Here is a 24500-nt window from a genome sequence, read left to right as displayed (position 1 = left end):
CGTGGTGCGGTTCACAATCTGGCCCTTCGATGTTAGCTTATGTGAAATTCCGTCCCATGTTCACAGAGTCGAACAAATCGGGCGACCCCGCCCGATCAGAAAGGTGCACCATGCCGTTGCGAGCAGGAGTGATCGCCGACGACTTCACCGGAGCCACGGACATCGCCGGGGCCCTTGTGGACGGTGGGCTCCGCACCGTGCAGTTCTCGGGTGCCGCACACGTCCCCGATCACGTGGACGCGGACGCGGTGGTCATCAGCCTCAAGACCCGCTCGATCCCGCCCGGGGACGCCGCCGCCCAGAGCCTCGAGGCCTGCCGCGCCCTCGAACGCCTCGGTGCGGAGCGGATCGTCTTCAAGTACTGCTCCACCTTCGACTCCACCGCCGAGGGCAACATCGGCCCCGTGACGGACGCTCTGCTGGGGCACCTCGGCGAGGACTTCACCGTCGTGGCCCCGGCCCTCCCGGTCAACGGCCGCACCGTCTACCAGGGACACCTGTTCGTGCACGACCGACTCCTCCAGGAGTCGGGCATGAAGGACCATCCCGTGACGCCCATGCGGGACTCGGACCTGGTCCGGCTCATGGAACGGCAGAGCAGCGGACGGGCCGCGTCCGTCCCCTCGACGGTGGTGGGCGGTGGGTCCGAGGTGCTGCGCGGCGAGCTAGACCGCCTCCGCTCCGAAGGGGTCCGGTATGCCGTGCTGGACACCCTGGACGACACCCACCTCGACACCATCGGCGCGGCAGTGTCCGGCCTACGCCTGACCACGGGCGGCTCCGGCCTCGGCTCCGGACTGGCCCGTTCGCTCACCGGCCGCGCGATCACCGGCGCCGCCACGACCGCGGCCGACGCCTGGCGGTTCACCCCGGGGCGCACCGTGGTGCTGTCCGGCTCGGCGTCCGAGATGACGAATCGACAGGTCGATCGCTATCGCAAGATCGCCCCGTCCCTGGCCGTCGACGTCGTCCGCACGCTGGAGGACGCCACGGCCCTCCGAGACGAGATCCTCGCCTTCGTCCTCGCCCAGGACGGCGGCCCCGCCCCCCTCGTGTACGCGACGGCCGGACCCGACGAGGTCCGTCGCCTGCAGGAGGTCCACGGAAGGCAGCGCGTGTCCACGGCCATCGAGCGCCTCTTCGGCACCCTGGCGGCCGCGCTGCGCGAACGCGGGGTGAGCCGGTTCGTCGTTGCCGGGGGCGAGACCTCCGGTGCGGTGACGCACGCGCTCGGCGTCACCGGGCTGCGCGTTGGTCCCCAGATCGCCCCCGGCGTCCCGTGGACGGCGAGCCTGGACGGTGCGGTGGACCTCGCGCTGAAGTCCGGGAACTTCGGGGACGAGGACTTCTTCTCCGCCGCTCAGCGCCTCACCGACCCCCGGACCTGACCCTCCACCGACCATCACCCGCCCGACACCGAGGATCCACCGATGCCGCAGTTCGCCGCGAATCTCAGCATGATGTTCACCGAGCGTCCCTTCCTGGAGCGCTTCGCCGCCGCCGCGGAGGCGGGCTTCACCGGTGTCGAGTACCTCTTCCCGTACGAGTACCCCGCCGCAGAGGTCGCGGCGGCCCTGCGCTCGGCCGGACTGACCCAGGCGCTGTTCAACGCCCCAGCCGGTGACTGGGACGCGGGGGAACGGGGGCTCGCGTCCCTGCCCGGCCGCGACGCGGAGTTCGAACGCGGCATCGCCACCGCCCTGGAGTACGCGCGCGCCCTCGCGTGCCCGCGGGTGCACGTGATGGCCGGCATCGCGGATCCCGACGACGCCGACGCCCGACGCCGTTACGTGGAGCGGATCCGCCGCGCCTGCGACGCCGCGGCGCAGCACGGCGTGGAGGTCCTGCTGGAGCCCATCAATGCGGTGGACATGCCGGGGTACTTCCTGTCCCGTGTCCCGCAGGCCCGGGAGCTGCTGGCCGAGGTTGACCGCCCCAACGTCGGATTGCAGCTGGACCTCTACCATGCCCAGATCACCGAGGGGGACCTCACCCGACTGGTGGACACATCTGTGGACCTCACCCGCCACGTGCAGATCGCCGGCGTCCCGGACCGTCATGAGCCGGACACCGGAGAGGTCGCCTACGAGCACCTGTTCGCGCACCTGGACAAGGCCGGCTACACGGGCTGGGTGGGCTGCGAGTACCGCCCCGCCGGGCGCACCGAGGACGGCCTCGGCTGGTTCGCGGCACACCGCGGGTCCCAGCGCCCCGGAGAACGGGCATGATCGCGGACGAGCGGCGGCGGCGTCTGGTCAACCTCGTGGTGGAGCGCGGCTCTGCCTCCGTGACCGCGCTGGCGGATGAGCTGGGCGTGTCCTCCATGACCGTGCGCCGGGATGTGAAGCGGCTCGAGGAGGAGGGCCGCCTCGTCTCCGTGGCTGGCGGCGTCGCCAAGCCGGCGCGCCTGTCCCTGGACGCGACGCACCGGGTGAAGCTTGGGATCCGGCCCCGGGAGAAGGCGGCCATCGCCCGCCGAGCGGCAGAGCTGATCCGCCCGGGGGACCTCCTTTATCTGGACGCCGGGACCACCATGCTCGCCCTGGCCCGACTGCTTGCGGCCCGCCCCGCCGCGGAACGGGTCGACGTGGTCACCAACGACCTGGCCGTGGCGGCGGCCGTCGGCGAGCACCCGGGAGCCCAGATCCACGTGCTCGGCGGCCGCCTGGACGCCGGGAACCTGTCCACGGACGGACCCACTGCCGCCGCGGAGCTGGCGGGTTTCAACATCGACCTGGCGTTCATCTCGGCGTCCTCGTTCGACCTCCGCGGACTCTCGGTGCCCACCGAAGGCAAGGCGATCGTGAAGCGAAGCATCGCCGAGCACGCGGACCGCTGCGTGCTCGTCGCGGACTCCTCGAAGTACGGGCGCGTGTCCACCTTCAAGGCCCTCCCCCTCCGGGCCTTCGACGCGATCGTCACCGACCCCGCGTTGCCCGACGCCGTCCGCGATCGGGCGACCGCGGTCGGTGTGGACCTCCTATTGACCCCCCTTCCCGACCCTTCCCACGTAGGAGAACACCCATGAACATCGTCGTCACCGGCGGCGCCGGCTTCCTCGGCAGCCGCGTGATCCGCTCCCTCCTCCAGGCCCAGGACGCCGGCCGCCTGCCCGTGCCGGTGGACTCCGTCGTCTCGCTCGACCTGGCGCCCTGCCCTGTGGAGGACCCCCGGGTGAGCTCCCGAGTCGGCGACATGGCCGACCCCGCGGTCCTGGCCGAGGCCATCACCGCAGACACGGCAGGGATCTTCCACCTCGCCGCCGTGCTCTCCGGCGGCGCCGAGCAGGACTTCAACCTCGCGCTGCGCGTGAACGTGGACGCCACGGAGCGGCTGCTGGAGGCCGCCCGTGCCACCGGGGCCCGGCCCCGGTTCGTCTTCACCAGCTCCCTGGCCGTGTTCGGCAGCGCCGTGCCGACGGTGGTCCCCGAAGACCTGGCCACCCAGCCCGAGTCCACCTACGGGGCGACGAAGGCCATCGGCGAACTGCTGGTCAACGAGTACTCGCGCAAGGGGTACGTGGACGGCCGGGTCTGCCGGCTGCCCACCATCTCGGTGCGACCCGGGAAGCCGAACTCGGCCGCGTCCTCGTTCGCCAGCGGCATCATCCGCGAGCCCCTCCAGGGTCTGCAGGCTGAGCTGCCGGTGCCGGAGGACACCCGGATGTGGCTGTCCTCCCCCGACACGGCGGTGCAGAACCTCGTGCACGCCTTCATCGTGGAATCCGAGCGGCTAGGGGGCTGGCGGGTGCTGAACATCCCGGGCGTCTCCGTGACCGTGGCGGAGATGCTCGACGCCCTCGAGGCCGTCGGGGGGCCCGAGGCACGGGCACGGGTCGTCCCACGCCCGGATCAGAGGGTCATGGACATCGTGTGCTCGTGGCCCGGCGAGTTCGACGTCGAGCGAACCCTGTCCCTCGGCTTCCGCCCAGACAGCAGCTTCGAGGCCGCCGTCCGTCAGTTCCACCGCGAGTTCGTCGCCTGAGTCGGCCTCACCCCTCGGATCCACACCACTAGGAGAACCACCATGAACGGGCTCGAAGCCTCCGAGATCGGTGCGCTGGTCGGCCTCACGGCAGCCGTCGCCCTGCTCATCTTCTTCGTCATCCGGACCAAGATCCACGCCGTCCTGGCCTTGGTCATCGCCGCCTCCATCGCGGGTCTGGCGGCCGGGATGGCCCCGGACGCCGTTATCCAGGCCATCACCACCAGCTTCGGCTCGACCCTCGGGACCATCGGCCTCGTCATCGGCATGGGCGTGATGATGGGGCGCATCCTCGAGGTCTCGGGGGCCGCGGAAAAGCTGGCCTACTCCCTCATCCGCGTGCTGGGTAAGGGGAAGGAGGAGTGGGCGCTCGCCGGCGCGGGCTTCGTCATCTCCATCCCGATCTTCGTGGACTCCGCCTTCGTGATCCTGCAGCCGCTCGTGCGGTCGCTGGCCCGGACCTCCGGGCGGTCCATCCTCACCCTGGGCATCGCCCTCGCCGGCGGCCTGGTCGTCACCCACCACGCCGTCCCCCCGACGCCGGGCCCGCTCGGCGCCGCCGGCATCTTCGACGTGAACGTCGGCGAGATGATCCTCTGGGGCCTCATCCTCAGCTTCCCCGCCATGATCGCGGTGACCCTGTACGCGAAGGTCATGGGTCCGAAGATCGAGGCCATGATCGAACGGGACACGGGCGAACGCCTCTCCCCCGCGGAGGCCTTCGAGGAGTTCCAGGAGCGTGCCGCCGTCCGGGAACGCGAGCTGCCCGGGCTGTTCATCTCGATCCTGCCGATCCTGCTGCCGATCGTCCTGATCTTCCTGAACACCTTCTCCGCCACCATGGTGGAGAACAACGAAGGTGCCCTGCCTGCCGGGCTGGTCTCCACGCTCGCCTTCATCGGCAACCCCGTCATCGCCCTGCTGCTCGGCGTCCTCGTGGCGATCTACGGCCTCGCCCGCAACCAGTCGCGCCAGGAGACTCTGGACGACATGGAGTTCGGCGTACAGTCGGCGGGCATCATCCTGTTGGTCACCGGCGCCGGCGGAGCCCTCGGCGGCGTTCTGCGCGAGTCCGGGACGGCGGAGTCCATCGGCCAGGCGGTGGCCGGCCTCCCCCTGCCGACCATCCTGATCCCGTTCGTCATCGCGACCATCGTCCGCCTCATCCAGGGGTCCGGTACGGTGGCCATCATCACCTCCGCCTCGATCTCCGCACCCATCCTCGCGGCCATGCCGGATGTGAACATGGTGTTGGCCGCGCAGGCCGCCGCCCTCGGCTCGCTGTTCTTCGGTTACTTCAACGACAGCTTCTTCTGGGTGGTGAACCGGATGCTGGGCATCAAGAACGCCAAGCATCAGATCCTCGCGTGGTCCATCCCCACCACGATCGCCTGGGCGACCACCCTGGTCGCCCTGCTCATCGCCAACGCACTCGTCTGAGAGGAGCCCCGTGACCGACGAGTCCTTGCTGCGCCGTCAGATCGCCGAGTTCGGTGCAAGCCTGTTCTCCCGTGGATTCTCCGTGGGCAGCGCCGGCAACATCAGCGTCCGGATCGAGGGCGGGTATCTCATGACGCCCACCAACTCCTCCCTCGGCCGGCTGGACCCCGAGGCGCTCTCCGTGCTGGATGAACACTGGAGGCACCAGGCTGGTCCCCGGCCGTCCAAGGAGGTGGTGATGCATCGGGCCATGTACGAGGCCCGCCCGGAGGCACAGGCGATCGTGCACCTGCACTCCACCTACGTGACGGCGTACAGCTGCCTGGCCGAGGACGGGGGCATCCCGCCCCTCACCCCGTACTTCGTGATGCGGCTGGGCCGGGACGTGCCGACCGTCCCCTACCACCGACCCGGTTCGGCGGAGATGCTGGACGACATCCTCGGGGCCGGGCGCCGGTCCCCCGGCGTGGTGCTGGCCAACCACGGCTCGATCGTCGCCGGTGCCACGTTGGAGAGCGCGGTCAACGCCGCGGAGGAGCTGGAGGTGTCGGCGCAGCTCGCCTTCCTGCTGGAGGGGCGCCCCACCCGCCCGCTGACCGAGGCGCAGGTCCAGGAGCTCCTCGGGCCGCAGTGACCCGAGGCCGATGGCCGGCGCGCGGGGCGTGGTGCGGACGTGGCCGCCCACCTTCCTAGCAGAGGCGGGCACGCTCAGCGCGCGGGTGCCTCAGACCTCCAGCAGCACCTTGATCTCGCGGCGCTCGTCCATGGCCCGGTACGCCTCGGCGGCGTCGTCGAGCGGCATGCGCGCGGTGAACACGCGGCCGGGCTGGATCTCCCCGGACTGGATGCGCTCGATCAGCTCGGGCAGGAAGCGGCGGACGGGCGCGGGCCCGCCCTCGAGGTGGATCTCACGGCCGAAGAGATCGGAGCCGTCGAGGGTCTGGTCGTGGGAGACGCCCACAAACCCGACGTACCCGCCGGGGCGCACCGAGGCCAGGGCCTGGTCCATGGAGCCCTGCGTGCCGACGGCCTCGCACACCCCGTGCGCTCCGTAGCCGCCGGTGAGCTCGCGCACCTGGGCGGCGCCCTCCTCGCCACGCTCGGCGATCACGACGTCCGCGCCGAACTCCCGGGCGAGCGCGGCCCGATCCTCATGGCGGGAGAACACGATGACCTTCTCCGCGCCGAGGGTCTTGGCGGCCAGGACGGCGCACAGGCCGACGGCGCCGTCGCCGACCACGGCGATGGTCTTGCCGGGGCCGGCCTGCGCGGCGACGGCGGCGTACCAGCCGGTGCCGAGCACATCCGAGGCGGCGAGGTAGTCGGCCAGGCGGTCCGGGTCCGAGGGCTCACCCCCGGGCACCTTCACGAGGGAGCCGTCCGCGAGCTCGACACGCATGTACTGCGCCTGGCTGCCCGTGTACTCGCCGGCGTTGACGCAGCGGGACTGGTAGCCGGCCTGGCAGATCTCGCACGTGTTGTCCGAGAGCATGAACGAGCCGATCACGAAGTCGCCGACCTCGAGGGTGGCGACGTCCTCGCCCTTCTCCACGATCGTGCCGACGTACTCGTGGCCCATGCGCCGGTGGTCGACCTTGTTGTGGCCGCGGTAGGGCCACAGGTCAGAGCCGCACACGCACGCGGCGGCCAGCTTCAGGACCACGTCCGTGGGCTGGGCGACGCGCGGAGTGTCCACCTCCTCCACGACGACGTCGCCCGGCGCACGCATGACGACCGCCTTCATCGTCGCGGGGATGGCAGGGGTGGCGGGGGTCTGTGCGGTCATGGTCTGTCCTCCGGTCTGGCCCGGCGGTCCGGGCGGCGGTGTGCGGGGACCAGTCTTGCGCCCCTGGGCCGTGGAGACGACACATCGACGTCGCAGGCGGGGCCGGTGGATGACCGCGCGCCAGCGACATCACCGCCGGGCAGAACCGCGGTGATGTCGCTGGCGTGAGGTCGGCCGACACACCCCGCTCGGCTCACAGCGAACGAGCGACCCCGGGCGTTACGCTGTGGTTCCCATCACATCCGACTCCCCCCGGAGGCCCGTCGTGACCCTCACCCTGCCCGCCCGCCTCGAGCGCACCGCCGCCGAGCATCCGCACTCCACCGCCCTGATCCTCGGCGAGAACCGCATGACGTACGCGGAGCTCCAGGACCAGTCCCAGCGCCTGGCCGGGCTCATGCGGCAGGAGGGCATCGGCCCCGGGGACCGCGTGGCGCTCATGGCGCCGAACATCCCGGCGTTCCCGGTGGTGTTCTTCGCGGCCCTGCAGCTGGGCGCCGTCGTCGTCCCGATGAACCCGCTGTTCAAGCGCCGCGAGATCGAGTACTACCTGGAGGACTCGGGCGCGTCGATGCTGTGGTCCGTGCCGTCCGAGGAAGCCGTGGAGGGCGCCCGCGAGCGCGGTGTGCCGCTGCGCACCCTCGGCGAGGACGGCCTCGCCCCGCACCTCGCGGAGAGCCCCGGCCCGGTGACCGAGACCGTCGAGCGGGACCTCGAGGACGACGCCGTCATCCTCTACACCTCCGGCACCACCGGCCGCCCCAAGGGCGCCCAGCTGACCCACCGGAACATGGGCACCAACGCGGACACCGCGGCGGAGACGCTGATCCAGCTCCAGCACGGGGAGACCGTGCTCGGCTGCCTGCCGCTGTTCCACGTCTTCGGCCTCACGTGCGCGCTCATGGCGCCCGTGACGACGGGCGCCAGCCTGGCGTTGATCCCCCGCTTCGATCCCGCCGTGGCCGCGCAGACCGTCCGGGAGTGCGCGGTGGACGTGTTCATCGGCGTGCCCACCATGTACGGGGCCGTGCTGGCCGCGGCCAAGGACCATCCGGAGGACCTGGCCAGCCTGCGCCTGGGCGTCTCCGGCGGATCCGCCATGCCCGTGGAGCTGCTGCGCCGCTTCGAGGCCACCTTCGACTGCGAGATCCTGGAGGGCTACGGCCTGTCCGAGACCTCCCCGGTGGCGTGCTTCAACCACCCGGGCGAGGAGCACCATCCGGGCTCGATCGGACGCGCCGTCCGAGGGTGCGAGATGCAGCTGGTGACGCCGGACGGGGCCGTCGTGCCCGAGGGCGATGAGGAGACCCTGGGCGAGGTGTGGATCCGCGGGGAGAACGTGATGAAGGGCTACTGGGGCAAGCCGGAGGCCACCGCCCAGGCCATCACCGAGGACGGCTCGTTCCGCTCCGGCGACCTCGCCCGGCGCGATGCCGCGGGCAACTACTACATCGTGGACCGCACGAAGGACATGATCCTGCGCGGCGGGCTCAACGTGTACCCGCGCGAGATCGAGGAGGTGCTCTACGAGCACCCGGCCGTCGCGGAGGCCGCCGTGGTGGGGGTGCCCCACCCGGAGCTCGGCCAGGAGGTCGCCGCGCACGTGGTGCTCGCCCCCGGTGCGCACGCCACGGAGGAGGAGCTGATCCAGCACGTGAAGTCCCAGGTGGCGCCCTACAAGTACCCGCGCACCGTGACCGTGCGGGACGGGCTGCCCAAGACCGCCACCGGCAAGATCCTCAAGCGGGAACTGACGCCGACGGAGTGATCTCGGGATGACCGCCCGGGCCCTCGTGTGGGCCGAGGTGCTTGCGGAGGCGGGCGCCGCGGTCGCCCCGGACCCGGTGCGTGGCATCCCGTTCGACGAGGCCGGGCGCGCAGACCTGGCGGTCCCCGTGGACCGGGCGCTGCGGGTGGCGCCGCCGGCCGACGTCGACGGCGCCTCCCCCTGGTGGCTGCTGGAGACGGACGTGCCCCAGGACGACGACGGCGGCGTCCTGCCGGTGATCCGGGTGGCGGTCGGGGCCCCGGGGCAGGTGCACGCGGTGCTCCCGGACTGCGGATGCGACGCCTGCGACCCCGGGTCGGATGAGCTGCTCGAGGCCGTGGACCAGGCGGTCGTGCGCGCGGTCGGGACGGGGGTGAGCCTGCGGGGCCGTCATGGGCTGCGGCGCCGGGACTGGCACGTGCACTGGCGCGAGGACGGCACGGCCGAGGGGCTGGGCCGGGTCCCGGGATGGCCGTTCGAGGCGCTCACGGACGCCTGCCGGGACCTGGCCGCCGGCGGCCGTCCGAGGCTGCCGCGTGGGACCGAGGCGACCGTGCGGGCGGGGTGGCTCCCGGAGGCGTGAGGGGGCGGCGGTGGCCGGGTGCCGCCGCTCAGAACAGTGCCGCCACCCCCCGAGCGGCGAGCGGGATGAGCCGCACGGCCCGCACCACGGTGAACGCAGTGACCACCGAGACGAGCGCCCACTCCCGCCAGGACCCGGTCCGGCCGAGCAGGGGGAGCCGGAACCGTCCGGAGGACTGCCACCACCACAGGCGCGCGGGGGGCTCCGGGCTGAGCGGCCAGAGCAGGGCCACCCCGTTGTTGGTGAGGGCGTCGCCGAGGATGTGCACGCTCACGCCGACGGCCACGGAGGCGGGGATCCACCACAGCCCGTCGCTGAGGACGGTCGCCGACACCGCGACCAGGATGCCGAGCGCCCACGCGGCCCTCCATCCCCGGTTCGGGAGCAGTCGGAGGGCCTTGGCAGCCACGGCCGCCAGGAACGCGGCGATGACCCCCTGCCCCGGCGTGTAGACGTGCCCCGCGATCGGCACCTGGATGGAGGCGGCCGCCGTCGCGATGGCGGTGAACGCCGCGACCCCCACCAGCGAGTGTGTGCCGCGCCGATGCCCGCCGGCCACGTGGCGGATGCCGCGGCTCATCCACTCGGTCAGGGGCGGCAGGGCGTGGACGACGGTGGCGCGGGGGTGGTCCCAGTCGCTGATCATGGCCGCGCCGGCGGTGGTCACGGCGCCGAGCAGCTGGAGTTCGGCGGGCAGGTGCAGCACGGCGATCGGCGACTGCCAGTGCGTGAGCGCCAGCCAGGCCGCGGCGCCGGTGGCCGCGTGGGACGGGCCCATCATGGGTGGGGTCCTCTCGTTCGCAGGACCGGGCCGCGTCACCGCGCCAGCGAGGGCCGGCGGGCGGCCCGCGGGGAAGGAAGAGGACCAGGGTGGCAGGCGGGGCGGACACGGTAAGGACGCCGCCGCGGCTGGAGCGGGTCGAGGCGGCTGCCCGGCCGGGGGCGGCCGCCCGGCCCCTCACCCCGTCATCGCCAGCACCAGCGGGGCCAGCAGGGCGGTGAGCACACCGGAGCAGGCCATGGCGAGGGCGGAGAACGCACCGGTCTTCGGGCCTTCGGCGAGGGCGCGGGCGGTGCCGATGCCGTGGGAGCTCACGCCGATGGCCAGGCCGCGCACGCGGGGGTCGCGCACGCGCAGCCGGTCGAGCACCCAGGGGGCCAGCACGGCGCCGAGCACGCCGGTGAGCACGGGGAGCACGGCGGCGAGGGAGACGATCCCGCCGCCGGCGTCGGCCACCGCCATGGCGATCGGCGTCGTCGCGGACTTGGGGGCGAACGTGGCGGCCAGCGCGGCGTCCCCGCCCATTGCCCGCACGATCAGCACGGCGCTCACCATGGCGGTCAGCGAGCCGACGGTGACCCCGACGGCGACCGGCAGCAGCAGCTTCCGGATGTCAGGGCCGGCCCGGTACAGGGGGACGGCGAGGGCCACGGTGGCGGGGCCCAGCAGGAAGGTGAGGTAGCTGCCGCCGATCATGTAGGTCTCGTAGTCGATGCCGGTCAGGGCCAGGAACGCGGCCACCAGCACGATCGTCACGAGCACGGGCGTGAGCAGGGCGGTCTGCCGGGCGGCGAGCCACAGGCGGCGGGAGAGCACAGCAACGGCGAGGGTCAGCGCGATGCCGAACAGCGGTGTGTGCAGGAGCGCGTCCCAGGCCTCGGCGAGGGAGTCGGTCAGTTCGGCGGCGTTCACTGTGCGTCCTCCTTGTCCGTGAGGCGGCGGGCGAGCGGGGCGGCGACGCCGGCGGTGACCACCAGCCCCAGCAGCCAGGGCACCACGAAGCCGACCAGCATCAGCGCCCGGTGTTCCTCGATGAGGCCCAGCACCGCGACGACGCCGACGCCCGCCGGGACGAACAGCAGCGGCAGGTGCTGGAGCAGGTGATGGCTCGCCGTCATCACCGGCGCGTCCTCGGCCGGCCGGCGCCACGCGAGCAGGCCGAGCAGCAGGAGCATGCCCAGCACGGCCCCGGGGATCGGCAGGTGCAGCGTGTCGGCCACGAGCGTGCCCGCCAGCTGGCAGAGCAGCAGGATCAGCAGGCCCTCGATCATCGGGGTTCACCTGCCTCGGACGGGCCCACGGGCGGCAGGCCGGGGACGACGCCGCTCCCCGCGGCGTCGAGGTGCGCCTGCAGGGCGCGCTGGGCGTCTGCGGCGCGCCCGGCGGCCAGCTGGGCGCAGATCTCGGCGTGCCCATCGAGGAGGCGGCGGGCGGCGTCGACGGATCCGCCGGTGGCGGCGTGGATCAGGCGTGCCAGGCGGGGGGCGAAGGTGCGCACGACCTCGTCGAAGGCGGCGTTGCCGCACGTGGCGATCACGTCCCGGTGGAACCGCACGTCCAGCGCGGAGAACGCCGCGAGGTCGCCGGCGTCCAGGGCGGCGCGCTGCTGCTCCAGGTTGGCGGTGAGCGTGGCGACGAGGGGCCCGACGGCGTCGGGCCGCGCGACGACCGTGGCGAGGGCGGTGGACTCGAGGAGGCCGCGCAGGGCCGTGAGGTCGGCCACGGTCTGCGGCGTGAGGGCCTGCACGGCCGCGCCCTTCTTGGGGAGGAGCCGCACCAGGCCCCAGCGCTCGAGCTGGAGGAGGGCCTCCCGGGCCGGCGTCCGGGAGATGCCGGCCTCCGTGGAGAGCTGGACCTCGGTGAGCATCTCCCCCGCGGCGATCTCACCGCGGACGATGCGCCAGGCGACGTCGTGGGCCAGGCGGCCGGCAGCCGTGGCACGACTGCCCCATAAGGGGTCGGAGAGTGGAGACATGCGGGCCAGAATAATCGGATGCATGCATGGATGTATGCATTGTGTCGGACTCGGAAGGGGTCCGGGTGGGGAGGCGCCCATGATGCCGGCGCCCACCCTCGCCCCATGACCGTCGCCATCACCCGTCTCGACCCCGCCGGCGCGGACCGCGCGGAGCTCATTGCGCTGCTCACCGGCAACGCGTGGCCCTTCCCTGTGCGCCCCACGTCACCCGGCCGGTGGCGAAGGAGGCCATCGAGGACGGCGGCAGGCACCACACACTGTCGGGTCACCAGCTCCCGATGTAGTCCTCCGGGCCGAGGAGACCCTGGGTGTCCGCCCAGGCTCCCCAGCGGTCGAGGAGGAGGGGGATGGCCTGGTCCTCCCACCAGGGCAGATGGACGAGGCCCTGACTCATGCCTCCGCGGTTGAACCGCTCCACGTTGACCTTGTCCTCGTCGTAAGGCTCGGCCCCCTCAAGGGAGCGATTGAGCGCATCGCGCAGGAGCCGGCCGAGTTCATACTCACTGGTGGGCATGGGGGTGTCGTCGAGCCGTTCAGCGAGCTCCTCCCAGAGACCGACGCTTCCCCGCAGCCCGTACTGGCTGGGGCGGCGGCGGAACAAGTAGCCGACGGTCGCGCGCGCCGACGAATGGACTTCCACCACGTCCACACCGCGCTTCGCCTGCTCCGCCAGGCCCGTGCGGGCCTTCCGGATGCGCTGGCGGAGCAGCTGTGCTTCGGGGCTGGTGCCGCCGTAGGTGAGGTTCAACGGCGGGGTGTGCGCGTCGATCACAGGCTTCTCAATGCCCCCGAGCGGTGTCACTTCCGCGAACCCGGCGGGTGTCTGCCACACGCGGACGGCGAGGTGACGGCGCATCCAGGTGGTCAGCTGCTCGCCGCTCTCCGGGGTGAGGGAGAATCGACCCGCGGAAGCGACGGCGACCGGCTCCAGGTCCAGCCGATCCACCAGGAGTGCGGCCAGAGTGCGGCGCAGAGTGGAGTGCGCGGTGCCGCCGCCCGCGAAATGCTTGCGTTCCAGGCGGGCCCGCAGGCTGCCCTCGGCCTTGCCGATGTAAAGCACATCGCTTCGACTGACAGACGTGTCCAATCGCAGCTCGGCTCGCACCGCGTCTGGATCCTGCGCGACAACCGCGTACAGCCCGGTCGAATCCGGCACGACCTCGCCGCCACCCCCGCCGATGACCACACCGCCGTCCTCGACGCGTGCGAACAGCTGGGGACCGTTCTGCAGAGCATGGGAAGCGGCCTCGATGAACCCCACCTTGGTGGTCATGCCAATGTCCTCTCTTCGTCCGGGACATCCACCCCGGCTACGCCTCGAGCCTACGGAGGGCCTTGGACACGGTAGGCGCCCTGGCGATAGATCGCTGACCCCTCACCGCGCCAGGATCCACCGGTCCTCGGGGTCGAAGACGTGGAGGTCGTCGCATGCGAAGCCGCGCAGCCACGGGACGTGGTCCACGACACGCAGGTACAGGCCGCGGTGCACACCGGACTCGTCGCCGATCAGCTGCTCAGCGGACACGTTCATCCCGACGCCAACCGCGCACAGGCGGGCGGGGCTTCATGCCTCGTCGGGCGCCCGGTCCTCCGCGTCGGCGATGACGTCCTCCAGAGCCTGCAGGTGGGGCTCGGCGTCGTCCCCGGCGCCCAGGTCGGCCAGCGCGAGGCGGAGGGCCTCGAGCAGCTCGCCGGCCTCCGGGTCCGCGGCGGCGGAACTCCAGCTCTCCCGCCAGGGCTCCTGGGTGGCGTCCTGCTGCTGGAGGAAGATGAGCCGCTCGACGTCGTCGGCCGGGATCTTGAGTTCCTCACCCCACGCCTGCATGGTCTCCACGTACGTGGCGTACTTGCGGGGGTAGGTCCAACCGCCGCCGATCCGGACGTCGACGTCCTTCGCATGCTCGGCGAACCAAGCGCGCACCACGGAGTCGAGGACGGGGGCGATGTCGGACTCCCGGTGGGCCTTGGTGAGGAAGTAGAGGTACTTGGTGCCGAAGGCCGCGCCGAGGTGCTTGAGGCAGCCGACCCCGCTCTTGCGCTGCTGCCGGATGTGCTCGAAGGCCGCGGGCCCGCCCTGCTCGAGGGTGATGCGGGTGACGTCGGCGAGCTGCTCCTCAAACCCGGGCTGCGCCATGATGCGCTCCACCCGGGAGGGGCCGTAGCCGACCCGTCCGTATCCCCACACCATCGCGGCGATGAAGGCGTCCCGCTGCACGGCGCGGTCCTCGGCGGTCACCTTCGCGGCGTAACCGGTGACGACGGCGCGGGTCAGCGGCTCGCGCTCGAGGCAGGCGGGCAGGTCGGGCACGTGGGCCGTCCAGTGATCGAAGGACCAACGCGTGGGCTCGTCGGCGGGCCTGCCGGCGGCAGCCCACGCATCGAATGAGCGCTGGAGGGCAGGGGGTACGGCGGCAGCGGGGATACTCGTCATGGCCACAGCGTAGGCCCAGCGGCGGAACGGGAGGCATGTGCCTTCAGTTCCGGCCCGGCCCGCCGCTCCCCTCCGCGATGGCGGTCAGACGGTCCACGTGGGCGGCCCAGCGGTCGGCGCCCCACACGGGCAGGTTGTTCCCCGGGGCGCGCAGGCCGGCCTGCCCGTCGATCTGCTCCCGCAGGATGTCCGCGTGGCCGGCGTGCCGGGCCTCGTCCAGGGCGACGTGCGCGATGATCTGCGCGAGCGTGACCTCCGCCTTGTCGTCGGGCCACCACGCCACCCGCCCGTGGGCGTCGGCGCCGAGGGCCGTGATGGTCGCGTCCGCGTGTGCGAAGCAGCGGCGGGCGAACTCGAGGACGTCCTCGAGGGACTCCCCCTCGGCGGCGAACATGTCCACGTTGTCCTCCTCCGACTGCCCCGCCGCCGCCCAGGGCAGCTGCACCTCCGCGGGGCGGTCGAACGTCTCGCCGAAGTACTCCAGCTCGACGACGGCGGCGTGCTTGACCAGTCCCAGCAGGTTGGTGCCGGTGGGAGTGCGCGGCAGGCGGGCGTCGCGCTCGCTGAGGCCCTCGAGCTTCTGCAGGAGGGCCGCACGCTGGCGGCGCAGCCCGTCGTGGAGGATCTGCTTGTGGTCCATGAGGTGATCCTGCCCCAGAGCAATCAGGCCGCGAACCCCCGCACGAGCTCCGCCACCCGCTCCGGCGCGTCCAGGTGCACGTCGTGCCCCGCGCCGGGCACCTGCACGTGCCGCACATCCGGGCGCCGACGCCGCATCTCGTCCAGCTCTCCGGCGGGCACGTACCCGTTCTCCCCGGTGATCAGCAGGGTTGGCGCGGCGATCTGCCCCCATTCCTCCCACCGGGGCCGCTCGTGGACGGGCCGCAGGGCGGCCTCCAGCACGTCGACGTCGAAGCGTGGCACCCAGCCGACGTCGACGTCCCGGGTGGAGCGCGGGGAGGGCGCGGTTGCGGGCGGCCCCGCCCCTGACTGGCCGTTGCGCACCGCGCGCCTGTGACTGGCCGTTGCGCACCGCGCGCCTGACGCTGCGCCCACACCGGGAGGACGACCTCGGCTGGCCCTGGCGGATCGGTGTCTCTGGTGGTGGGGAACGTGGGCATGCCCGTGGGGACGTGATCCTGTGGCTGACGGACCGCGAGTCATCCCGCGGGCCTCACCTCGTGTGTTCGCCTGACCATGGCCGGGGCACTCCATACGGCACTGAGGCTGGTCAACCCTGTAGACCGCCCCCGTCAACCCCGCCGGCCCGCACGCGCGGCGAACTCGTCCAGACAGGCGAGCACCTCGGTGGCCAGCCACACCCGGTTCCGACGCTGGCTGGAGACCGGCTGCAGCACACCGGCCTCGACAAGCTGGTCCACGGCCCGCTGGGTGGCCGGGCGCGAGACACCCAGCACCTGGGCCAGGTGGTCCACGGTCACGGCGGGTTGCGCGATGATCACCGCGAGCGCCCGCCAGACCGCCGCGTCCCGCCGGGCGGTGAGCCGCTCGCGCCAGCCGGTCAGGGCCTCGTCCAGGTCCGCGACGAGCTCTCGGCCGTTGCCGACGGCGGCCAGGGCGGCCTGTGCGAAGCGGCGCACGATGGGCGCGGGGTCGCCGTCGCGGTAGGCGGTGAGGGCGTCGAAGTATCCGGCCGTGTCCGTGAGGAGTCCCGCGGAGAGGGGCACCCCCATACGGGTGATCGCGCCGGCCCGGTGCAACACGGCGTGCACGAGGACGCGCCCGGTGCGGCCGTTGCCGTCCGCGAACGGGTGGATGGTCTCGAACTGGGCGTGCGCGATGGCGGCCTGCACGAGGGCGGGTACGTCCGTGCGTCGCAGGTAGGCGAAGAGATCGTCCATCCCGGCACGCAGGCGCTCCGGGTGGGGCGGGACGAACTGCGCCGTGTGCGGCGTGGGCGCCCCGCCCCCGATCCACCCCTGCGCATCGCGGTAGGCGCCCGGCCGGGCATGCTCCTGACCGTCCATGAGGGCACGATGGGCGGCCAGCAGGGCGGGCTCGTCGAGGTCGGCGGCCAGCCGGGAAGCAGCGCCCATGGCCCTCACGTTCGCCGCCACGAGCGTTGCGTTCGGGCGGGTGCGTTCGCCGAGAGTCGCCAGGGCGAGGGCTCGCGCGCCCGCGGTGATGTGCTCGATCTGCGAGGAGGACGCGGGCTCAGTGCGCAGGAGCACCGCGTCGATCGGGGCGATCTCGCCGGTGAGCCCCGGGAGGGCGTGGCTGATCTCGGCGTCGAAGCGCACGACGGCGGCCGTCGCCTCCTCGACCTCGGTCGCCAGATCGGAGGGCAGGTCGAGCCCGAGTCGGGCGATGCGGGCCGGGAGCGCGGCTCGATACGGGCCCGAGGCGCGCACGCGAGCGCTGCGGGAGCGCAGCCCGGCGTCATCCGGGCCCGCGGCCCAGGGGCGCTCTTCCCAGCCGACGGCCCACGGGGTCGGGCGCGGATCGTTGCTCATGCCGCCACCTTACGCAACGTTATGTCTAGAGAGTTGCGTACTTCTGGGCGTCGTGAGGTGGAAAGCCGTCTGCCCCGGGCCCGATGCTCCGAGGCGAGCATCGCGTAAGTGACGCCGTCCACCCAGCCGCGGGTGCGGTGCAGTGACTCCTCCTTGAAGGTGCCCTCGTGGCGCAGGCCGACCTTCTCCATCACGCGCAGGATGGGCGCGTTGTCCGCGAAGGCGTGAGCCTCCACGGGTCGGACGCCGAGGCCTGCGAAGGCGAGGTCCAACAGGGCACAGGCCAGCTCGGTGGCGCGGCCCCGGCCGGCGTGGGCCTGGGCTATGGTCCAGCCGATCTCGGCCTGCGCGTCCCGGGCTTCCTCGCGCGGTGCGCCGCGAGGTCGAGGAGGGGCGTGGCCATGGGGTCACGGCAACGGGCGGCGGTGACGTCCCCTCCCCTACTCTCGGCCCCATGGACGTCACCTTCACTCCGCTCGACCCGGCAGGCGCCGACCGGGACGCGCTCGTCGCCCTGCTCACCGAGAACGCGTGGCCGTTCCACACGCGCCCGCGCGTCACCCGGCCGGAGGCGGAGAAGGCCGTCGATGGCGGCGCCTGGGAGGATGAGGACCACCGCACCTTCTGGATCGAGCATCCCGAGCACGGCCGCGTCGGCGTGGTGCGCCTGGAGGACCTCACGGACCCCACCCCCTTGTTCGACCTGCGCGTGGCGGAGCGGTTCCGCGGGCGCGGGCTCGGCGCGCAGATCCTCACCGCGCTCACCCGGCGCGTCTTCGAGACGATGCCCGCGGTGGACCGCTTCGAGGGCCAGACCCGCGAGGACAACGTCCCCATGCTGCGCACCTTCCGCCGGGCCGGCTGGGTCAAGGAGGCGCACTACCGGCGCGGCTGGCCCGTGGACGGCGGCGAGCCGTTCGCGTCCGTGGCCTACGCAATGTTGCGCCAGGACTGGGCGTCCGGCACGACGACGCCGGTCCCCGCCGACGTCGACGCCCCGCCTCCGGCGGGGCGCAAGGAGGGCGCGGCTGCGGGCGGCCGCGCCCCTGACTGGCCGTTGCCCACCGCGCGGCTGACGCTGCGGCCGCACCGGGAGGACGACTTCGGCTGGTTGCAGGAGATGTACACGCAGCCCGAGGTGGTGCGCCACCTGCTGGACGAGCCCTGGGACGAGGCGACCGCGCGGGCGAAGCTGGCCAAGCGGATCACGTGGGACGACCTCGGCGGCCCGTCCGGGGCGGTGTCCCTGGTGGTGGAGCACGCGGGCGTCCCCGTGGGTGACGTGATCCTGTGGCTGACGGACCGCGAGCGCGGTGTCGCGGAGATCGGCTGGGCACTGGATCCGCGACATGCCGGTCAAGGCTTCGCCCGGGAGGCCGCGGCTGCGCTGCTGGACCTGGGGTTCGAGACGTCTGGCCTGCACCGGGTAGTGGCACAGATGGATGCCCGCAACACGGCGTCCGCCCGACTGGCCGAGATGCTCGGGATGCGTCGAGAGGCACACCACCGGCAGGACCTGTGGAGCAAGGGCGAGTGGACGGACACCCTCGTCTACGCGATGCTCGCGAGCGACCGGGGGGTGAGGGGCCATCTATGACGACGAACGGACTTCTACGCTCACCCCATGCAGCTCGAGACCGTGAGGGGGTGGACTCGCGAGGCTCACCAGGTGTGCGGACCGAGGTCCTCGAGGATCTCCAGGTCGAGAGGCCACTCGTCAGGGCGGGGAGTCTCGGGGAGCACCGGCTCGTAGGCGCCGACGTAGACGACCTCCCCCAAGCCGAGGCCGGTGGCCTCCTCTGGCTCAAGGATCGTCAGGTCAGCGTGGCCGGGGACGCGGTCGATCTCGGCGAGCCGCCCCGAGGGCCACACCTCGTGTGCCGCCCTCACCACGGCCCGCACACGACGCAACGGGATCGACCCGGCGGGGCTGCCGTCGTCGTGATGGGTGACGACCCAGCCTGCAGAGGCCAGGGGCCCAGCCTGACTCACTCCCCGGGAGGGCAGCAGGATCAGCTCGTGGACTTCCCCCACGGCGATCGAGTCACCGCAGCATTCCTGCTCCCAGTCCGAGAGCGAGGCGCGGCCGACGGCGCCGACGGTGATGTCCATGGTCGGAGTGTAGGGGCGGGGCCTCACCCGAGGGCACGCGTCACCCGAGGCGCTCCGCCCTCGTTCCAGCGGAACAGGGTGAGGTGCCACAGCCCGAGGAGCGTGTGGGACGAGCCACCTCCACGCGCGCCGACGTGCCGCTGTTCGAGCGGCTCGGGTTCCGCGAGACCGTACCCGACGCGTGCATACCCGCGGCCCGGGAGTGACATCATGGACCTCGGCTCGTGCTGATACTGGGTATCGTGAGCCACGCCACTACACTGTGCTTCCACTGATAAAGGAGCAACCCCCCATGCCGACCCTGCGAACCGTCCCCCTCTCCGCCGCCACGCGGGAGGACCACCTCGCCCGCCTCCGGGCCACCAGCCCGGAGGCCCCCCTCGACATCCTGGTCGTGGGCGGCGGCTCCACCGGCGTGGGCGCCGCGTTCGACGCGGCCACCCGCGGCCTCGACGTGGGCATCGTCGAGGCCCGCGACTGGGCCTCCGGGACCTCGTCCCGCTCCTCCCGCCTCATGCACGGTGGCCTGCGCTACCTCGAGATGCTGGACGTCAAGCTGGTGTACGAGGCGCTGCGGGAGCGCGACCTGCTGCTCACCCAGACCGCGCCCCACCTGGTGCGTCCCCTGCGCTTCGTCTTCCCGTTCTTCCACAAGGTGATCGACCGCGGCTTCATCGGCGCCGGCGTCACCATGTACGACGCCATGCAGTCGCTCGGCCGCCGCCGCGCGATGGGCGCGCACCGCCATCTCAGCCGCCGCTCCATGGCCGCGACCTTCCCCTCCCTCGACGACGAGAAGATCGTCGGCGCGGTGGAGTACGCCGACGCCCAGTTCGACGACGCCCGCCTGGCCATGATGCTCGTGCGATCCGCCGTGGACCACGGCGCCGTGGCCGCCAACTACACCGCCGTCACCGGCTACCTGCGCGGCGACGACGGCCGTGTGCAGGGCGTGCGTGTCCGCGAGGAGACCTCCGGCGAGGAGTTCGACGTGCACGCGCGCGCCGTCATCCTGGCCGGGGGCGTGTGGACCCAGGAGCAGCAGGAGCTGGCCGGGGCCGACGGCGGCCTCGAGGTGCTCGCCTCCAAGGGCGCCCACATCACCGTCCCGCGCGACCGCATCCGCGCCGACGCCGCCACCGGCGTGATCACCAAGACGGAGAAGTCCGTGCTGTTCCTCATCCCGTGGGACGAGTACTGGGTGATCGGCACCACGGACACCCCGTGGGCGGAGGACGTGGCCCATCCGGCCACCACCGCGGACGACATCGACTACATCCTCGAGCACGCCAACGCGGTGCTGAAGGAGGACCTCACGCGAGACGACGTGATCGCCACGTACGCCGGCCTGCGCCCGCTCCTGCAGCCGGTCACCGGATCCGACGGCGGCTCCACCAAGATCTCCCGTGAGCACACCGTCACCGAGGTGGCCCCCGGCCTCACCGCCGTGGCCGGCGGCAAGTGGACCACGTACCGGGCCATGGCCGAGGACGTCGTGGACTTCGTGGTGCGCGAGACCCACCCGACCCGTCCCAGCCTCACCGAGCACATCCCCGTGCTCGGCGGCCTCGGCTACTCGGAGATCGAGGCGGAGGCGGACCGCATCGCCGCCGACTACGGCCTGGACGAGGCCCGCGTGGACCGGCTCCTGTTCCGCTACGGCACCGTGCTGCGCCACGTGCTCGACCTGATCGACGCCGACCCGTCCCTGAGCGTCCCTCTCGCCGAGGCGCCGCGCTACCTGCGCGCCGAGATCGTCCACGCCGCCCGGGCCGAGGGCGTCGTCCACCTGGACGACGTCATCGAGCGCCGCACGCGCCTGTCCACCGAGGTCCGTGACCGCGGCGTCGCGGCGGCCGCGGAGATCGCGTCCCTCGTGGCCCCCGAGCTGGGCTGGGATGAAGAGCGCATCGCCGGTGAGATCCGGGCGTACAAGGACCTCGTCGCCGCCCGCCTCCGCGGCGAGACCGCCCACGACGACGTCACCGCCGCCGCCGCGCTCGCAGCTGCCGACGCCGCCCCCGTCCACGGAAAGGAGCCCGTCCATGGGCACGATCTTCCTGCATGAGATCGCCGGCACGGCCATCCTCCTCCTGCTCGGCGTCGGCGTCGTCGCCAACGTCGTCCTGACGAAGACCAAGGGCAACGGCGGAGGCTGGCTGCTCATCAGCTTCGGCTGGGGGCTGGGCGTCTTCGCGGGCGTCTACGTCGCTGCCGCGACCGGTGCGCACCTGAACCCCGCCGTGACCGTCGGCCTGCTCGTCAGCGGCGCCGAGGAGTACGCCCCCGGCATCGCCGTGACCCTCGGCACCACGCTCGCGTACTTCGCGGCGCAGCTGATCGGCGCCTTCCTCGGCGCGGCCCTGGCCTGGCTGGCCTACCGCGACCACTACCAGGCGGAGACGGACCAGGGCGCGATCCTGGGCACGTTCGCCACAGGTCCCGAGATCCGCAACCCGCTGTGGAACATGGTCACCGAGGTGATCGCCACGTTCGTCCTGGTGTTCGTGATCCTGCTCTTCGGCTCCACCCCCTCCGGGCTCGGCCCGCTCGCGGTGGCCCTGCTCGTCGTCGCGATCGGCGCGAGCCTGGGCGGCCCCACGGGGTACGCCATCAACCCGGCGCGCGACCTGGGCCCCCGCCTGTTCCACGCCGTCGCGCCGATCCGGCACAAGGGCGGCTCGGACTGGGGCTACGCCTGGGTGCCGATCGTCGGCCCGCTCGTCGGCGCCGTCCTGGCCGGCCTCGCCGCGCCTCTGTTCGTCTGAGCGGTCTGCCCGTCCAACCCCGGCGGGCACGTTCCCCTGCGGGAACGTGCCCGCCACCCCCACACCCCCGTGACCACCTCCGAAGGAGTAGGACATGACCACCCCCCGCTACGTGATGGCCATCGACCAGGGCACCACGTCCACGCGCGCGATCCTCTTCGACCACAGTGGGGCCATCGTGTCCACTGGTCAGCGCGAACACGAGCAGATCTTCCCGCGCGCCGGCTGGGTGGAGCACGACCCGGTGGAGATCTGGACGAACACCCGCGAGGTCATCGGCGAGGCCCTGGCCCGCGCCGAGGTGACCCGACACGACGTCGCCGCCGTGGGCATCACGAACCAGCGTGAGACCACCGTGGTGTGGGACCGCAACACCGGCAAGCCGGTGTACAACGCCATCGTGTGGCAGGACACCCGCACCGACCACCTCTGCGAGCGCCTGGCCGGCGACGTCGGCGCGGACCGCTACAAGGAGCGCGTCGGGCTGCCCCTGGCCACGTACTTCTCCGGCCCCAAGGTGGCCTGGATTCTGGAGAACGTGGACGGTGCCCGGGAGGCCGCCGAGAACGGCGACCTCATCTTCGGCACCACGGACTCGTGGCTCGTGTGGAATCTCACCGGCGGCGGCGAGGGCGGCCGGCACGTCACCGACGTCACCAACGCCTCCCGCACCATGCTGATGAACCTGGACACCCTCGACTGGAACGAGGAGATCTGCGCGGACATGGGCATCCCGATGTCCATGCTTCCGGAGATCGTCAGCTCCTCCGCCGAGGTGGGCACCGTATCCGGCCAGCAGCTGCTGCGCGAGACGCCGATCACCGGCATCCTGGGCGACCAGCACGCGGCGACCTTCGGCCAGGCGTGCTTCGAGGTCGGCCAGGCCAAGAACACGTACGGCACCGGCAACTTCATGCTGATCAACACCGGCGAGGAGCCGGTGCACTCGGACAACGGCCTGCTCACCACGGTGGCGTACCGCATTGGCGACCAGAAGCCGGTGTACGCGCTGGAGGGCTCGATCGCCGTCACCGGCTCGCTGATCCAGTGGCTGCGGGACAACCTCGGGATGATCGGCAGCGCCCCGGAGGTCGAGACCCTGGCCGCCGGCGTGGAGGACAACGGCGGCGTGTACTTCGTCCCCGCGTTCTCCGGCCTCTTCGCCCCGCACTGGGACGCCGCGGCCCGCGGCGTCATGGTGGGCATGACCCGTTACGTCAACAAGGGGCACATCGCCCGCGCGGCGCTCGAGGCTACCGCCTTCCAGAGCCGCGAGGTCCTGGACGCCATGAACGCGGACTCCGGCGTGGACCTCACCGAACTGAAGGTCGACGGTGGCATGGTCGCCAACGAGCTGCTCATGCAGTTCCAGGCGGACCTGCTGCGCGTGCCCGTCGTGCGCCCCAAGGTCATCGAGACCACCGCTCTCGGCGCCGCCTACGCCGCAGGCCTGGCGGTGGGGTTCTGGGCGTCCCAGGACGAGCTCGTGGCCAACTGGGAAGAGGACAAGCGCTGGGAGCCCACCACGGACGAGGAGGAGGTTGAGCGCGCCCTGCGGCTGTGGAAGAAGGCCGTGGAACGCTCCCGCGACTGGGTCGACGAGGACGTCGAGTCGGCCCAGGGCTGAGCCGTCCGGTCCGTAGGTCGGTCCGGCCGGCCCCGTGCGCCCCGTGCGCCCCGGGCCGGTCCGGGCCCTCCAGAAGGACCCCGAGCAGCACTACCCCCTCGTCGGCCGCCTGCGCGCGGAGCGGGGCGGGGGTCGGTGCCGTTGCCATCGGTGCAGCGGCCAGGCCCGAGGTGCCCGGCTGCTCCGACGTCAAGCTGTCCTCACCCAGGGCGTCCTCTTCCCCCGCCGCTTCCGCCCAAGGCGGCGGTGGCCAGGCAGGCGAAGTAGTCCGCATCCACGTTCCGGCCGTCCTTGATGGCGCTCCGATGTGGAATCTCCTCGGAGAGGTTCTCCTCGTCCGCGTTGTTCGCCGAGGCCACCACCTTTTCGAGGCCGGCCACCTCGGGCCGGAGTTCGCGCGCCCGTCGTCGCATCCTGCCCTCGCCGGTCCACTCATGGGTGCGTTCGGTGAAGGCGTCGAGTGGGTTCTCACACGCAGACAATCGGCGTGCTCGTTCGACGACGTTGGACGCCAGGATGTCCCGGAGCATCGTCATCTTGCCGGTTCCGGGGAGGCCGTTCACACCTGTAAGCGGCCATGAAAAGCTGCCCATAGGTGGCCAGGGAATGACCCGCTGACGGCCATGAGGACTGCCCAGTGATGGCCATCTGGTTTGCCCGCGTTGCTCGTTGCCCGCCGCGTCGTGAGCCGGCGGGGGCCTCCTCCCCGGGTTGGATATCGGTGTCGAATCGAATCCAGCGAGGAAGAGGCCCTGAATGAAGGATGCC

25 protein-coding genes and 1 pseudogene are annotated in these 24500 nt (G+C 72.2%); 12 read left to right on the top strand and 14 right to left on the bottom strand.

Features of this window, described 5'->3' with window-relative positions; translation table 11 throughout:
* Positions 1 to 110: 110 nt before the first annotated feature.
* The 6 genes from otnK to O3T09_RS10855 are packed head-to-tail and all read left to right on the top strand — an operon-like array spanning position 111 to position 6058.
* Positions 111 to 1388 (top strand): 3-oxo-tetronate kinase, encoded by a 1278-nt coding sequence (gene otnK / locus O3T09_RS10880; protein ID WP_269295541.1) that lies wholly within the window; start codon positions 111 to 113, stop codon positions 1386 to 1388.
* Positions 1389 to 1430: 42 nt separating this feature from the next.
* On the top strand, positions 1431 to 2228 hold the full coding sequence (gene otnI / locus O3T09_RS10875) for a 2-oxo-tetronate isomerase (protein ID WP_070708973.1): 798 nt from the start codon (positions 1431 to 1433) through the stop codon (positions 2226 to 2228).
* Positions 2225 to 3028: a DeoR/GlpR family DNA-binding transcription regulator gene (locus O3T09_RS10870; protein WP_070708972.1), complete on the top strand. Its 804-nt coding sequence runs from the start codon at positions 2225 to 2227 to the stop codon at positions 3026 to 3028. The genes otnI and O3T09_RS10870 overlap by 4 nt, the downstream gene beginning before the upstream one ends.
* Positions 3025 to 3984, top strand: a complete 960-nt coding sequence (gene denD, locus O3T09_RS10865) for a D-erythronate dehydrogenase (RefSeq protein WP_020625806.1) — start codon at positions 3025 to 3027, stop codon at positions 3982 to 3984. Before O3T09_RS10870 ends, denD begins: the two co-directional genes overlap by 4 nt.
* A 42-nt stretch (positions 3985 to 4026) precedes the next feature.
* The gene (locus O3T09_RS10860; protein ID WP_049147435.1) at positions 4027 to 5424 is read left to right on the top strand and encodes a GntP family permease; all 1398 of its coding nucleotides are present in this window, start codon (positions 4027 to 4029) and stop codon (positions 5422 to 5424) included.
* Between the two features lie 10 nt (positions 5425 to 5434).
* Positions 5435 to 6058: a class II aldolase/adducin family protein gene (locus tag O3T09_RS10855; RefSeq protein WP_049147437.1), complete on the top strand. Its 624-nt coding sequence runs from the start codon at positions 5435 to 5437 to the stop codon at positions 6056 to 6058.
* Between the two features lie 90 nt (positions 6059 to 6148).
* Here O3T09_RS10855 and O3T09_RS10850 read toward each other — a convergent pair whose 3' ends face one another.
* Positions 6149 to 7210, bottom strand: coding sequence for a zinc-binding dehydrogenase (locus O3T09_RS10850; protein WP_020625207.1), 1062 nt, complete (start codon positions 7208 to 7210; stop codon positions 6149 to 6151).
* 265 nt (positions 7211 to 7475) lie between these two features.
* On the opposite strand from O3T09_RS10850, the gene O3T09_RS10845 reads away from it, so the two are divergent.
* Positions 7476 to 8978: a long-chain-fatty-acid--CoA ligase gene (locus O3T09_RS10845; protein ID WP_070708971.1), complete on the top strand. Its 1503-nt coding sequence runs from the start codon at positions 7476 to 7478 to the stop codon at positions 8976 to 8978.
* A gap of 7 nt (positions 8979 to 8985) precedes the next feature.
* On the top strand, positions 8986 to 9561 hold the full coding sequence (locus tag O3T09_RS10840; RefSeq protein ID WP_051995268.1) for a DUF6226 family protein: 576 nt from the start codon (positions 8986 to 8988) through the stop codon (positions 9559 to 9561).
* Positions 9562 to 9589: 28 nt separating this feature from the next.
* Here the strand turns inward: O3T09_RS10840 and O3T09_RS10835 are convergent, their stop codons facing one another.
* The 11 genes and pseudogenes from O3T09_RS10835 to O3T09_RS10785 form a co-directional block, all read right to left on the bottom strand.
* Positions 9590 to 10342, bottom strand: coding sequence for a metal-dependent hydrolase (locus O3T09_RS10835; protein ID WP_036315551.1), 753 nt, complete (start codon positions 10340 to 10342; stop codon positions 9590 to 9592).
* Positions 10343 to 10519: 177 nt separating this feature from the next.
* Positions 10520 to 11254, bottom strand: coding sequence for an LrgB family protein (locus tag O3T09_RS10830; protein ID WP_036315548.1), 735 nt, complete (start codon positions 11252 to 11254; stop codon positions 10520 to 10522).
* Positions 11251 to 11613, bottom strand: a complete 363-nt coding sequence (locus tag O3T09_RS10825; RefSeq protein ID WP_036315546.1) for a CidA/LrgA family protein — start codon at positions 11611 to 11613, stop codon at positions 11251 to 11253. Before O3T09_RS10825 ends, O3T09_RS10830 begins: the two co-directional genes overlap by 4 nt.
* The gene (locus tag O3T09_RS10820) at positions 11610 to 12317 is read right to left on the bottom strand and encodes a GntR family transcriptional regulator (protein ID WP_069941227.1); all 708 of its coding nucleotides are present in this window, start codon (positions 12315 to 12317) and stop codon (positions 11610 to 11612) included. Before O3T09_RS10820 ends, O3T09_RS10825 begins: the two co-directional genes overlap by 4 nt.
* A gap of 268 nt (positions 12318 to 12585) precedes the next feature.
* Positions 12586 to 13593 carry a GIY-YIG nuclease family protein gene (locus O3T09_RS10815; protein WP_070708970.1) on the bottom strand — a complete coding sequence of 336 codons (1008 nt, stop codon included), beginning with the start codon at positions 13591 to 13593 and terminating at the stop codon, positions 12586 to 12588.
* 102 nt (positions 13594 to 13695) lie between these two features.
* Entirely contained in the window at positions 13696 to 13851 is a 156-nt protein-coding gene (locus O3T09_RS10810) for a hypothetical protein (protein WP_158184087.1), read from the bottom strand.
* Positions 13852 to 13884: 33 nt separating this feature from the next.
* Positions 13885 to 14751, bottom strand: coding sequence for an 8-oxoguanine DNA glycosylase OGG fold protein (locus tag O3T09_RS10805; protein ID WP_129866855.1), 867 nt, complete (start codon positions 14749 to 14751; stop codon positions 13885 to 13887).
* Positions 14752 to 14794: 43 nt separating this feature from the next.
* Complete coding sequence (locus O3T09_RS10800) at positions 14795 to 15391, bottom strand: DinB family protein (RefSeq protein ID WP_020621621.1); 597 nt, start codon at positions 15389 to 15391, stop codon at positions 14795 to 14797.
* Between the two features lie 23 nt (positions 15392 to 15414).
* The gene (locus tag O3T09_RS10795; RefSeq protein ID WP_063189451.1) at positions 15415 to 15756 is read right to left on the bottom strand and encodes an alpha/beta fold hydrolase; all 342 of its coding nucleotides are present in this window, start codon (positions 15754 to 15756) and stop codon (positions 15415 to 15417) included.
* A gap of 248 nt (positions 15757 to 16004) precedes the next feature.
* Positions 16005 to 17225: a Fic family protein gene (locus tag O3T09_RS10790; RefSeq protein WP_070708969.1), complete on the bottom strand. Its 1221-nt coding sequence runs from the start codon at positions 17223 to 17225 to the stop codon at positions 16005 to 16007.
* Positions 17222 to 17569 (bottom strand): annotated as a pseudogene (locus tag O3T09_RS10785) (GNAT family N-acetyltransferase); the annotation flags it as partial. The pseudogene O3T09_RS10785 and the gene O3T09_RS10790, both read right to left, overlap by 4 nt.
* 110 nt (positions 17570 to 17679) lie before the next feature.
* On the opposite strand from O3T09_RS10785, the gene O3T09_RS11860 reads away from it, so the two are divergent.
* Positions 17680 to 18822 (top strand): GNAT family N-acetyltransferase, encoded by a 1143-nt coding sequence (locus tag O3T09_RS11860; protein WP_070708968.1) that lies wholly within the window; start codon positions 17680 to 17682, stop codon positions 18820 to 18822.
* Positions 18823 to 18887: 65 nt separating this feature from the next.
* Here O3T09_RS11860 and O3T09_RS10770 read toward each other — a convergent pair whose 3' ends face one another.
* Entirely contained in the window at positions 18888 to 19337 is a 450-nt protein-coding gene (locus tag O3T09_RS10770) for a hypothetical protein (RefSeq protein ID WP_070708974.1), read from the bottom strand.
* 292 nt (positions 19338 to 19629) lie between these two features.
* Here O3T09_RS10770 and O3T09_RS10765 point away from each other — a divergent pair, with 292 nt between their 5' ends.
* The 3 genes from O3T09_RS10765 (at position 19630) to glpK (ending at position 23732) form a co-directional block, all read left to right on the top strand.
* Positions 19630 to 21405: a glycerol-3-phosphate dehydrogenase/oxidase gene (locus O3T09_RS10765; protein WP_044659370.1), complete on the top strand. Its 1776-nt coding sequence runs from the start codon at positions 19630 to 19632 to the stop codon at positions 21403 to 21405.
* Positions 21383 to 22105: an MIP/aquaporin family protein gene (locus tag O3T09_RS10760; RefSeq protein ID WP_010079813.1), complete on the top strand. Its 723-nt coding sequence runs from the start codon at positions 21383 to 21385 to the stop codon at positions 22103 to 22105. Before O3T09_RS10765 ends, O3T09_RS10760 begins: the two co-directional genes overlap by 23 nt.
* A gap of 94 nt (positions 22106 to 22199) precedes the next feature.
* Positions 22200 to 23732: a glycerol kinase GlpK gene (gene glpK / locus O3T09_RS10755; RefSeq protein WP_049145088.1), complete on the top strand. Its 1533-nt coding sequence runs from the start codon at positions 22200 to 22202 to the stop codon at positions 23730 to 23732.
* Positions 23733 to 23932: 200 nt separating this feature from the next.
* Here glpK and O3T09_RS10750 read toward each other — a convergent pair whose 3' ends face one another.
* Entirely contained in the window at positions 23933 to 24451 is a 519-nt protein-coding gene (locus tag O3T09_RS10750) for a hypothetical protein (protein WP_269295546.1), read from the bottom strand.
* Positions 24452 to 24500: the final 49 nt, after the last annotated feature.

Source organism: Micrococcus sp. H39-S4 (assembly GCF_027158145.1).
Classification (GTDB): domain Bacteria; phylum Actinomycetota; class Actinomycetes; order Actinomycetales; family Micrococcaceae; genus Micrococcus; species Micrococcus luteus.
This window is presented reverse-complemented; position numbering and strand designations above follow the sequence as displayed.